We start from the raw sequence: 11,602 nt of genomic DNA on the forward strand, positions 1-11,602 counted from the left end.
CCGGCGCGCCGGATCAGGCGATCGACGCACACATGACGGCGGACACCGCCAGGTTGCAGGACGCCGTCACCCACACCGCGGGGTGCGGCTCCTCTTCCACCAGCGTCGCACCCAGCCGGCCCGGTGTGATCAGGTCCAGCACCAGGAACGCCACGGCCATCATCACCAGTCCCAGCAGCCCGAAGATCGCCGTGGACAGCAGGCCCTTGCCGAAGTTGTCGTAGGTCGTCCAGATGGAGGTGAACACGATGCCGCCGATCCCCAGCAGCGCGGAGCTCAGCACGACGGTGGCGTTGCGGTTGCGCTCCTCCCAGATCTGCCGGCCCAGCTTGCCGGGCAGCAGCACGTCGACCAGGAATATGCCCAGGATCAGCAGGACCAGGCCGAGCCCACCGTACGCGGTGGTCCTGCCGAGTCCGTTGACGATGTCGCTCATGGGGTGCCGGCTCCGAGTGGTGGGGGAGATCGTGGTGATCGTGGTCAAGGCGCTGCAAAATGTAGCGCACGCATTCGGCCAACTGGGCGGCGGCGTCCGGCAACCGGCGAAGGGGGCGGAGTCGCCCGCGGGAGCGCCCGCCCCCCTGGCCCCGCGACCCGGATCAGGCCGTGCCGCCCCGCCGGAGCAGCAGCCGCTTCAGCAGCGGCCAGGCCAGCAGCACCACGATCACCGCGTACACCGTCACCGAGAACGGTGTGTCGACAAGTCCGCCGACACTGCCGTCGCTGATCTGCAGCGCGCGACGCAGCTGCTGTTCGGCGGCCGGGCCGAGGATCACCCCGATCACCGCGGGCAGCACCGGCAGCCCGTAGCGCCGCATACCGAACCCGACCAGACCGATGATCAGCAGCGTCACCAGATCGACGACCTCGCCGCCGACCGCGTACGCACCGACCGCCGCGAAGAACAGGATTCCCGCATACAGATAAGGGCGGGGGATGCGCAGCAGCCGGGCCCAGAGCGGTGCCAGCGGCAGGTTGAGCGCCAGCAGCAGCACCATCCCGACGAAGAGGGAGGCGATCAGACCCCACACCAGCTCGGGTTCGCGTTCGAAGAGCAGTGGACCGGGCTGGATGCCGTACTGCTGGAACGCGGCCAGCATCACCGCCGCGACCGCCGTGGTCGGCAGCCCCAGGGTCAGCATGGACACCAGAGTGCCCGCCGCCGAGGCCGACGCCGCGGACTCCGGCCCGGCCACGCCCTCGATGGCACCTTTGCCCCACTGGTCCTTGTGCTTCGACAGCCGCTTCTCGGTGACATACGACAGAAAGGTCGGGATCTCCGCGCCGCCCGCCGGGATCGCCCCGAACGGGAAGCCGATGAACGGGCCGCGCAGCCAGGACTTCCAGGTCCGCCGCACATCGCCGCGGCCCAGCCACGGGCGGCCCACCGGGATCGGCTCGCCGGGCCGGCGCCGCAGATGGGCCGCCACCCACAGCGCCTCGCCGATCGCGAACAGTCCGACCGCCACGATCACCACGTCGACACCGTCGGCGAGTTGCAGCGAACCGAAGGTCAGCCGCTGCTGCCCGGTCATCTGGTCCAGGCCCACCAGACCGATGGTGAGGCCGATCAGCAACGAGGCCAGCCCTCTCACCCGCGAGGAGCCCAGCACCGACGTCACCGCGATGAACGCCAGCACCATGATGGCGAGATAGTCCGGCGCGCCGATGTCCACCGCCAGCTCGGCGACCGTCGGGGCGAGCGCCACCAGCAGGATCGTGCCCACCATGCCGCCCGCGAAGTGACCGATGGCCGCGGCGGCCAGCGCCTGCGCGCCCCGTCCCGCCTTGGCCATCGGGTTGCCCTCCATGGCCGCGACCACGGCGGCGCTCTCACCCGGTGTGTTGAGCAGGATGGACGTCGTCGAACCACCGAACATCGCACCGTAGTAGATGCCGGCGAACATGATGAACGCGGCGATCGGGTCCAGCCCGTAGGTCACCGGCAGCAGCAGTGCCACGGCCATCGCGGGCCCGATGCCGGGCAGCACCCCGATCGCGGTGCCCAGCAGCACCCCGATCGCGGCCCAGAGCAGGTTGACGGGCGTCAGTGCGGTGCCGAACCCGTTCAGCAGGGAGTCCAGGGCATCCATGTCACAGCACTCCCATCAGCGGACCGCCGGGCAGCGGCACTCCGAGCAGGTGGTCGAAGACGGCGTAGGTGACCAGCGACAGCACCGCGGCGATCAGCGGGTCGCGGTCGACGCGGCGGCTCCCCAGTGCGAACGCCGCTCCCCAGAACAGCAGCCCCCCGGCCACGGGGAAGCCGAGCGGCTCGATCAGCACCGCCGCGCCGAGAAACACCCCGGCCAGCAGCAGCACCGTGCGCCAGTCGGCGGGCTCGGACAGGTCGACGTCCTCGCCGCCCTCCGCCTCGCCCCGGCCGCCGCGCAGTACGTCCACGGCCAGCAGCGCGGCGACGACCAGCAGGCCCGCGCCGACGACCACCGGCACCGTCCGCGGACCGACCGGCCCGCGCTGGGTGATGTCCACGTCCATGGTCAGCGCATCGGCCAGCACCAGTACCCCGAGCGCCAGCAGGAGTACGCACACGCCGAGTTCGGAATGCCGGCCGAGCCAGGAGCGTCGCCCGGGCGCCTCGGTGGCGGGGAGACCCGTTCGTGTGGTCACAGTCCCAGCTCCTTCAGTACCGACACCACGCGCTGGTCCTGCTCCTCGAGGAACGCGCCGAACTCGTCACCGCTGAGGAAGGCGTCGTCCCAGCCGTTCTGCTCCATCGACGTCCGCCACTCGGGAGAGTCGTGCAGCTTCTCGATCAGAAGGGTCAGCCGCTCGCGTTCCTCCTCGGACAGGCCGGGCGGTGCGACGACCCCGCGCCAGTTGGTGAAGTTCACGTCGTACCCGGCCTCCAGGAGCGTGGGCGCGTCGAGTCCCGCCACCCGCTCCGGTCCGGTGACCGCCAGCAGCCGCAGCTCACCGGCCCTGATCTGGTCGAGGTACTCGCCCACTCCGGAGACCCCGAAGGCGACCTTGTTGCCCAGGATCGAGGCGAGCAGCTCGCCCCCGCCGTCGAACGGGATGTAGTTGACCTGCCGGGGTTCGATCCCCGCGGCCTGCGCCATCAGCATCGGTGCCAGATGGTCGGGTCCGCCGGGCGAGGAACCGCCGCCCACCGGCAGCTTGCCCGGGTCCTGCCGCCAGGCGTCGATCAGCTCGTCGATGGTCCGGTACGGGGAGTCCTCGGCGACCACCACGACGTCCTGCTCCTCGGTGAGCCGGGCGATCGGGGTGGTGTCGGCGAGCGTCTTGGGGGCGTGGTTGGAGCGGACCGCGCCCACCACCCCGAGCCCCATCGTCATCGCGAGCCTGCCGTTGCCGTGCTCGCTCACCAGCCGGGTCAGACCGACGGTGCCACCGGCGCCGGGGAGGTTGAACACCTCGATGCTGCGGGCCAGCCCGGCGTCCTCGGCGTTCTTCGCGGCCGTACGGGCCGTGATGTCGTAACCCCCGCCGGGGGTGTTGGGAACCATGAAGCGCAGTCCCGGGATGTGCGTGCCGGAGTCGGAGCCGCCGCCGGTCTTCAGCAGCGGCGGCCCGACCAGCACGAGCAGGGCGGCCCCTAGCAGGGCGAGGGGGGTGCGCAGGCGCACGAATGCCACCACCTGTCGTCGCGGTCGATCGGAAACGGAAGCCCTGTGGGGGAGAGGGGGCGTGAATCGGGCCACATGGTGCCTGCGCCCCGGCGGCGTGTCTTCCTTGCGGAACCAACGGAGATTGTGTTCTTTGCGGTCACCACCGCCCCGGTGTGCTACGGCACCTCTTCCTTCACGGCAGGCCGGCGCCATCATGGCGACCCGGTACACGGGCTGCTCCGCCGCCCGCCACTCGCCGGCCGTACGGATCGGGTCCGCCGTGGTTCCCGCCCTCCGTCGCCAGACCATCGCCGGGGAGGCGCGGGTCCTCCGGCTCGCCGCCGGCGTCCTGGTGGTGCTGCTCGCGGTCGCCGCGGTCTCCCTCGCCCGGGCGAAGGCCACCTTCCACCGCGTCGAGGGCCGCCGCGTCACCGCCCTCGCCGAACAGCCGGCCGTCACCCCGCTGATGCGCAGCCGGCTGCAGCGGCGCGTTCCCGGCCCGGCGCTCGCCGCGCTGGTGAGCGCCGCAGGGACGCAGTCCGGGGCCACCGTGGTGATGGTCGCCGGACGCCGGGGGCCGGACGGTCATGGGCGGCGGGGCCGACCTGGCACCGAGACCGCCCCGGGAGGGCTCGGGGCGCGGTATCGGTCTGGCGCCGACCCGGCTGGTCTGCGAGTGTCACGGCCGTGAGATCTCGGTGACCGACCCGCCCGACGGGGCGATGTCCACGGCAGGCATGACCGTCAGCCACCTCGCCGACGCGGTGGCGGAAGGAGCGACACGATGAGCGGCACGCGCGGAGCCAGAGATACACGGCGGACATCTGCCACCACGGCGACGATCGACGCGCTGGTCGTGGACGACGACTTCATGGTGGCCCGGATCCACCGCGCCTACGTCGAACGCGTCGCACCCTTCCGCGTCGTCGGCGTCGCCGGCACCGGAGAGCAGGCCGTCGCCGCCGTCGACGAACTCCGCCCCGACCTGGTCCTGCTCGACCTGTATCTGCCGGACGGGTTCGGTCTGGACGTCATTCCCCGGCTGCGCACCGCGGGCCACGACTGCGACGTGATGGTCATCAGCGCGGCCCGGGAGGCCGACGCCGTCCGCGACGCCCTGCGCCACGGAGTCGTCGACTACCTGCTCAAACCGTTCGAGTCCGAGGACCTGCGCGCCCGCCTGGAGCGGTACGCCGACCGCCGCGGCCGGCTGCGGGACACCGTCGTGCGCAGCCAGGCCGATGTGGACCGGGTGCTGGCGGGAACGGCGGTGCCGAACGCGGCCCCGGCACTGCCCAAGGGCATGAGCGTGGAGACCGCCGAGCTGATCGCACGCACCCTGCGGGACGCCGAGGGCACGCTGTCCGCCACCGAGTGTGCCGCGTTGACCGGCGTCTCCCGGGTCAGCGCCCGCCGCTACCTGGAGTACTTCCACACCGCCGGCAGCGCCGAGGTCTCCCTGCGCTACGGCGTCGCCGGCCGCCCCGAACGCCGCTACCGCCACCGCACCCCGGCCGACGGCGCGGCCCGCGCACAGGGGTAGCCCCCGGCCCGGCGGGCATCGGGGCGGTCAGCGCCGGGGCCGCGGAATCGCGTCCAGCGCCCGGACCAGGCCACCCGAGTCGGTGCCCAGGGTGCGGTAGACCGAGGACAGCAGCTGCCGGACGCCCTGCTCGGTGAGCCGGAGCTCCTTGGCGATCACCGCCACCGGATCCCCCTGCGCGGTCATCTCCGCGGCCTTGCGCTCGCGCGCCGTCAGCGTGTCCGTCTGTGCGTACCGCAGCGGCAGCGGACGCAGTCCGGCCGCGGACAGCTCCGCGCGGGCGCGGGCCGCGAGCCGCTCGGCGCCGCAGTGCACCGCCCGTTCCAGCCCCTGGTAGAGCCGGTCCGCGGCCTCCGGGACCCGCCCGCCGCGGGCCAGCGCCGCCCCGTGACCGACCAGTGCACGGGCCAGTTCGTAGGATGCCGGCGATCGCTCCAGCTCCTCGACCGCCTCCGCGTAGCGTTCGAGACCTTCCGGCCCGCCGGCCGCCTCGGCCTCCGCGTGCAGGGCCTGCCCGATCACGGACGCGGCACCGAAGTCCCGGGCCCGCTTGACCGCCTCCCGGGCCAGCCGGACCGCGCGGGCGGGGTCGGTGTCCGCCACGGCCGACGCCAGATGGAGCTGCCACGGACACCACGCCGGGTTGCGCCAGGCGCGCTCGTCCAGCCGGTCGCCCACCTCGGTCAGCAGCCGCTCGGCGGCCCGGTGCCGCCCTTCGGCCAGCAGCAGTTCGGCGTGGACGGTACGCGGATCGGGATAGATGACGGCGTTCGGGACCACCTCGCAGTAGCGGTGGGAGTCGGCGATCCGTCGTGCGGCGGCGGTCCGGCCGCGGGCCAGCAGCGTCTGCACGAGGATGCCGACGGCGAACCACTGGGCGGGCACCGCGCCCTCCACCCGCTCGGCGATCCGCAGCCCCTCCCGGGCCAGCACCTCGGCCTCGGTCAGATTGCCCCGCCGGTAGCGGATATAGCCGAACAGTGCGTGGCCCAGGGCCAGGTGCGAGCCGCGCCAGCCCTTCTCCTCGCACTCGGCGATGCCCCGGGTGAACAGCTCCTCGGCCCGCCCCGGCTGGTCGGCGTACATGAACACCAGGGCGACCGACACCGGCACCTCGAAGCCGCGGTTCTCGTCGGTCCAGCTCAGTCCGCCGCGCAGGGCGTTCTCGGCGCAGTCCAGCGCGGTCCGCCGCGGTTCGCCCCGCACCAGGGCGTCCCAGGCCCGCAGACCGAGGATGTAGCGCTCCTCCAGGCCCCGGCCGCGCAGCCCCGCGGCCAGCCGCGCCAGCCTCCGGGAGCGGGCCGGTGAGTCGGGCTCGTCGGTGCGGAACGCGCTCCACACGAAGTGGTCGGCCCGCATACGCAGCCGGATGCGCGGATTGGTGCTCCGCCGCGCCTCCTGGCCCGCCACCTCCGCGGCCTCCGCCATCCGGTCGGTGTGCGCCAGTGCCTGGGACAGGCGGTAGACGATGGAGGCACGCAGGTCCGGGTCGACGTCCGGCTCCGCCAGGGCCTGCCGGAGGTGGCTGGCCGTGGCCGCGGGGTCGATCAGGAAGGTGGCACCCGCCAGTTCGTGCAGCAGCGCGGCCCGGTCCTGCGGGAGCGGCGGCTCCTGCAGGGCACGGGAGAGCACCCGGCGGGCGGCCTCCGGTGCCCCGGCCCGCAGGTATTCGCGGGCGGCGTCCCGTAGGCAGGCCACTGCCGCCGGCCGGCCCTCGCAGGGCACCTCCAGCAGATGCCGCGCGGCGGCGGTCGGGCCCAGCCCGGCTGCCAGCACGGCCTCCGCCGCCGCGTTGTGCAGTCCGACGCGCAGCCCGGCCGGAATGTTCCGGTAGACGGCGGTGGCGATCAGCGGATGGACGAACTCCAGGCCGCCCCCGGGCCCGGGCGGCGCCGTCAGGATCCGCGCGGCCCGCAGCCGCTCCGCCGCCTCGGTGGCCTCCGCACTCCCGACCACCGCGAGGGCGGCGGCCAGGTCGGGCGAGACGGAGGTGCCCAGCACCGCTGCGGCCCAGGCGAAGCGGACCGTGGACGCCCCCAGCCGCTGCAGCCGGTCCAGCAGCCCCGGTCCCTTCACCGCCGAGGCCAGGCTGCGCATCCGCGGCAGATCATCCTCGGTGCCCCGGACCCCGTCCTCGCCGAGCCGGATGGCGAGTTCCACCGTCTCGAACGGGCTGCCGCACGTGACCGTCCAGCACTCGGCGCAGAACGCGTCCTCGGCAGCACCGCCCACCTCGGTCCTGACGATCCGCGCCACCGCGTCCGCGGTGAGCGGAGCCAGCGCATGCGGACGGTCGTCCTGACGCTCCACGAGCGCGCGGAAGCCGTGTGCGGCCGGCGGCAGTTCGTCGGGGCGGTACGCGGCGACGATCAGCAGCGGCAGGTCCTCGGCCCGCGGGGCGAAGGAGCCGAGCCAGCCCAGGGACTCCACGTCGGCCCAGTGCAGGTCGTCCAGGACCAGCACCACGGGGGCCCGCCGCACGCTCAGCTGGGTCATCACCCAGTCCAGGCCGTCCCGTACCCCGGTCGGGTCCGGCGTCCGCGTGGTGGCCGACGCCTCCAGGCCGAGCGCGGTGGCGACGATGTCGTACCAGCTGCCGAGGAAGGCGCGGCGCTCGGACTCCTCCAGCGCCGCCAGGGTGGGCTGCAGCAGCTGTCGCACCACCCGGAAGGCCAGCTCCTGCTCGTTCTCACCGCCCTTGCCCGACAGCACCGTGCAGCCGCGTTCGGCGGCCAGGGCGCGCGCCTGGGCCAGCAGCGTCGTCTTGCCCAGCCCGGCGGGCCCGGTGAAGACCAGCATGCCGCCCCGCCTGGCGCGGGGCGCCCCCTCGTTCGTGTCGCACAGGTGTGTCAACGCGGAGTCGAGCAGCGCCAGTTCATGGCGGCGCTCGAGCAACGGCCGACGTCCGGTGCCAGCTTGCCGCAGCCCATCCGCCATGTGCCGTACTGCTTCCTGTAGTCGGCCCTCGGGGAACAGCGCCGAGCGTACGCGCCGGACCGGGCCAAGGCCCGGATTCTGAGACGACAACGACGAGGACGGGTGAATAAGCCGTACAGAGTGCTTGGGACTCAGTTCGCCCGGGTAATGTCGGTCGGATCGGCGTCGCGCGGTGACGCCGTCGAGTGCGCTGCGGCGCGCGGGCCGCGGAGACCGGACGCCGTGGGAGAGCCCCGGCGTCCGGCCCCGGGCGTCACACCGGTGCGGGCACCGCCGCCGTCTCCGCGTACCGCGGCACGGTGCGCGACCAGTAGTAGCAGCCGCGGATCCAGCCGGCCATGCCGTCCACGTAGCCGACGCCGGACGCGCTCAGCTCCGGCGCGATGCTCCGGTACAGGCTCTCGAACTCCGCGATGGTGGTGTTGATCCGCCCGACCGCCAGGGTGACCGCGTGCGGAAGGGAGCAGTGGTGCGCGTGCTGGTAGGCGAGGGCGAGGTTGATCATGCCGCCGGTGCGGTGCTCCTTCACCGCGGAGAAGAGGTCGGGTATCCACACCGCCGCGTCCGCCGAGAGCCGCGCCAGCCGCCGCATGACGGGGTGGTACAGCTCCTCCGGGTCCAGCTCCCCGGCCTGTGCCGCCTCGCACAGCGGGTAGAACGGTTCGACCCCGGCGATCAGTGCCCGGATCGAGGTGCACATACCGACCCGCACGGGGACCGGCCGGCTCTGCGCCACCGCCTCGTACAGCAGTCCGTGCACGTACTCCCTGCTGTTCCAGGCCCAGCGCGCAGCCTGCGCCGGGGTGCACCGCTGCTGGACCCGCCGGTGGAGGTCGGCCAGCGCGGCCCCCAGCGGGGTGCCGGGGGGCCGGTCGTCGCGCAGGATGTCGGTGCTCTCGCAGACCAACGGCAGCAGCAGCTCCGGGCTGTGCCGCCCCAGCTCCTCCGCCCGGTCGTCGAAGGCGAACTGATAGGCGATCTGGTCGGCCACGAGCTGGAGCAGCTCGGCGTCCGTCGCCGGGCTGTTGTAGGCCGCCAGCGCCGCCGGGCGGGTGCGGACGATCATGTCGGCGACGGCGGGGTCATCGGTGATCCCCCAGCGGGCCAGCCAGGCGTCGACGCCCGCCGCGGCCCGGTCTTCATGGGGGTTGGTGCGGAACGGGAACGGCATGTAGAGGGTCGCCTCGATCAGCTCCTGGAGACTGCCGGCCGGCTGCGGGGTGCCGACCGGGAACACCGGGACGGCCTCGTACGCCGCGGACGTCTTCGTCACCTGCCGTGTCACCTGCCCATCGGGAATCCGGTACGGGGGTGGTGGGGCGCCGCTCGGGGCGCGGGGGACTGCGCGGTGGCCGTTCGGCGGGCCCGCGCCCGTGCCCGGGGCTCGGCGAGCAGGACCAGCGAGCGGGGACCCAGCGTCGCGGCGGGACGCGGCCGGCCGGCGGGTCCGGACACCGGGCGCAGCCGCCAGTCGCGGGCGACGGCCGCGACCGCCGCGGTGGCCTGGGCCATGGCGAGTGCGTCGCCGATGCACTTGCGGCTGCCGGCCGCGAACGGCACCATCGCCCCGCCCGGCACCGGCGTGTCCCGGTCCGGCAGCCACCGCTCGGGCCGGAACTGCTCGGGCTCCGGGAACGAGGCCGCCCGGTGGTGCAGGAGATAGGGGCTGTACAGGACGGTCGCGCCGCGGGGCAGGATCCGCCCGGCCAGTTCCGTCTCCCGGGTGGTGATCCGGGTGAACAGCCAGCCCGGGGGGCGCAGTCGCAGGGTCTCGGTGACGACGCAGCGCGTGTGGACGAGCCGCTCCAGCTCCCCGGGGCCCGGTGCGGGCCGGCCGGCCAGCACGCCGTCCACCTCGTCGTGCAGCAGGCGCTCCGCCTCCGGATGGTCCGCGAGCAGGCCGAACGCCGACGCCAGACACATCGCGGTGCTCTCCACGCCGGTGAGCAGGAGGGTGACGAGCTGGTCGCGGACCTCGCGCTCGGTGGGCGCGTCCGCCCCGTCGCCGGCCGCGGCCTCCAGCAGCGTCCCCAGCAGGTCGTCCTGGCCGTCACGGGACGGACCGCGCCGCCGCTCGGCGATGATCGCGTCGATGAGGGTGTGCAGCCGGAGCACCGCGTGCCGGTAGCGCCGGTTGCCCGGCGTGGGCAGACGGTACAGGGCGTCGACCGGGACGACCGTACGGACGAAGAGACCGCGGACGACGACGGCCAGGCACGCGCGTACGGCGGCGGCCCGCCCGGCGTCCAGGGAGTCGGAGAAGAGCAGCCGGCTGGTCACCCCCGTGGTCAGGGCCAGCATCTCCGCCGTGACGTCGACGCGCTGCCCGGCGCGCCAGCCCCGGCACACGGCCTCGGTCTCCTCGGTGACCACCCGGGTGCAGTCGGCGGCGCGGGACGGGCGGAAGGCGGGCTGGAGCATCCTGCGCTGCCGCCGGTGGTCGTCCTGACGGCAGGTCACCAGGCCGTCGCCCATCAGGGTGCGCAGCCGGTCGTACAGCGGGCCGCCCTTGTCGAAGGTCCGCGGGTCCATGAGGATCCGGTGGACCAGCCGCGGATCACAGGCCACCCAGGCACGCCGTGGTCCCAGGCGTATCTCCACCAGATCGCCGTGGACGGGCAGGGATTCGAGAAAATCCAGCGGGCGACGGAACAATGCGATAGCGTGACCGGCAAACGGGAATATGCCGGGTGCAGTGCCTGACGTCCAGACGGGTTCGGGCTGGGCCTCGCTCATGGATCACCACCTGCTTCGGCCGACACGCGGACACAACCGGTGATGCACACCGGTCTGTTGCTCAAGTCTTTGTTCTGCCCGGTCCAACTCCCCGTGGCCGCTTGCCATCCCCAGTACGCGGGGGCGCACGGGTGCATTCGCAGGCGTGCAGATATCGCACGCGTGACCGAGAAGTCCCGGGCTCCCGGATCCGGCTCTCCCGCGCGCCCTCAGCGACCGGGCGCGCCCGCCCGCAGGCCGTCCATGACGAGGTCCAGCAGCCGGCCCGCGCGTGTCTGCCAGTCGCCGCGGGGTTCGATCTGCCACAGGCCGGCGATGGCGAGGAGAAAGTCCTCCGGGGTCACACCCGCACGGATGGTGCCGGCCTCCTCGTTGCTGCGCAGCAGCAGCTCGGTCGCCTCCAGCACCGGGGTGTTGGCGGGCCTGCCCGGGCCGCCGGGTGTGCTCGTCGCCTGGCGGATGGCGTCCGCGAGGCCCGCCTTGGTCATGGCGAACCGGGCCAGGTGGTCCATCCACTCCCGCAGCGCCCGGTCGGGTTCCCGGTCGGCGAGCAGTCCGGCCGCGCGGTCGGCGACCTGCTGCATCTCGTGGCGGTAGATCTCCAGGACGAGGGCCTCGCGGCTGGGGAAGTTGCGGTAGAAGGTGCCCTGTCCGACCCCCGCCTTCCGGGCGATCGTGCTCAGCGGGACGTCCGGGCACCGGGTCAGTTCGGCCAGGGCCACGGCGAGGATCCGCTCGCGGTTGCGCTGCGCGTCGGAGCGCAGCGGTGTGTCCCTCCTCGGCTGCCCCACTC

Annotated in this window: 10 protein-coding genes; 2 read left to right on the forward strand and 8 right to left on the reverse strand. The window is 73.5% G+C overall.

Translation table 11 applies throughout. The features are described 5' to 3' along the window. Positions 1-13 precede the first annotated feature (13 nt). From V5O46_RS11075 to V5O46_RS11090, 4 genes are all read right to left on the reverse strand, one after another. Complete coding sequence (locus tag V5O46_RS11075; protein WP_332884495.1) at positions 14-436, reverse strand: DUF350 domain-containing protein; 423 nt, start codon at positions 434-436, stop codon at positions 14-16. Positions 437-599: 163 nt separating this feature from the next. After that, a complete protein-coding gene (locus V5O46_RS11080) occupies positions 600-2,093 on the reverse strand; it encodes a tripartite tricarboxylate transporter permease (protein ID WP_332884352.1) in 1,494 nt (497 codons plus the stop codon). Between the two features lies 1 nt (position 2,094). Further along, on the reverse strand, positions 2,095-2,631 hold the full coding sequence (locus V5O46_RS11085; protein WP_332884353.1) for a tripartite tricarboxylate transporter TctB family protein: 537 nt from the start codon (positions 2,629-2,631) through the stop codon (positions 2,095-2,097). Next, on the reverse strand, positions 2,628-3,611 hold the full coding sequence (locus V5O46_RS11090) for a Bug family tripartite tricarboxylate transporter substrate binding protein (RefSeq protein ID WP_332884496.1): 984 nt from the start codon (positions 3,609-3,611) through the stop codon (positions 2,628-2,630). The genes V5O46_RS11085 and V5O46_RS11090 overlap by 4 nt, the downstream gene beginning before the upstream one ends. Positions 3,612-3,873: 262 nt before the next feature. Here V5O46_RS11090 and V5O46_RS11095 point away from each other — a divergent pair, with 262 nt between their 5' ends. Both V5O46_RS11095 and V5O46_RS11100 read left to right on the forward strand, forming a co-directional pair. After that, a complete protein-coding gene (locus V5O46_RS11095; protein ID WP_408648959.1) occupies positions 3,874-4,284 on the forward strand; it encodes a hypothetical protein in 411 nt (136 codons plus the stop codon). A gap of 93 nt (positions 4,285-4,377) precedes the next feature. Beyond that, positions 4,378-5,136 carry a response regulator gene (locus V5O46_RS11100; protein ID WP_332884354.1) on the forward strand — a complete coding sequence of 253 codons (759 nt, stop codon included), beginning with the start codon at positions 4,378-4,380 and terminating at the stop codon, positions 5,134-5,136. A gap of 27 nt (positions 5,137-5,163) precedes the next feature. Here the strand turns inward: V5O46_RS11100 and V5O46_RS11105 are convergent, their stop codons facing one another. The 4 genes from V5O46_RS11105 to V5O46_RS11120 form a co-directional block, all read right to left on the reverse strand. Beyond that, positions 5,164-8,073 carry an ATP-binding protein gene (locus V5O46_RS11105; RefSeq protein ID WP_332884355.1) on the reverse strand — a complete coding sequence of 970 codons (2,910 nt, stop codon included), beginning with the start codon at positions 8,071-8,073 and terminating at the stop codon, positions 5,164-5,166. Between the two features lie 253 nt (positions 8,074-8,326). Then, on the reverse strand, positions 8,327-9,346 hold the full coding sequence (locus V5O46_RS11110) for a (-)-alpha-amorphene synthase (protein WP_332884356.1): 1,020 nt from the start codon (positions 9,344-9,346) through the stop codon (positions 8,327-8,329). A gap of 8 nt (positions 9,347-9,354) precedes the next feature. After that, positions 9,355-10,728 carry a cytochrome P450 gene (locus V5O46_RS11115; protein WP_332884357.1) on the reverse strand — a complete coding sequence of 458 codons (1,374 nt, stop codon included), beginning with the start codon at positions 10,726-10,728 and terminating at the stop codon, positions 9,355-9,357. A gap of 290 nt (positions 10,729-11,018) precedes the next feature. After that, complete coding sequence (locus V5O46_RS11120) at positions 11,019-11,600, reverse strand: TetR/AcrR family transcriptional regulator (protein ID WP_332884358.1); 582 nt, start codon at positions 11,598-11,600, stop codon at positions 11,019-11,021. Positions 11,601-11,602: the final 2 nt, after the last annotated feature.

This window comes from Streptomyces poriticola, from assembly GCF_036689765.1.
GTDB lineage: Bacteria > Actinomycetota > Actinomycetes > Streptomycetales > Streptomycetaceae > Streptomyces > Streptomyces poriticola.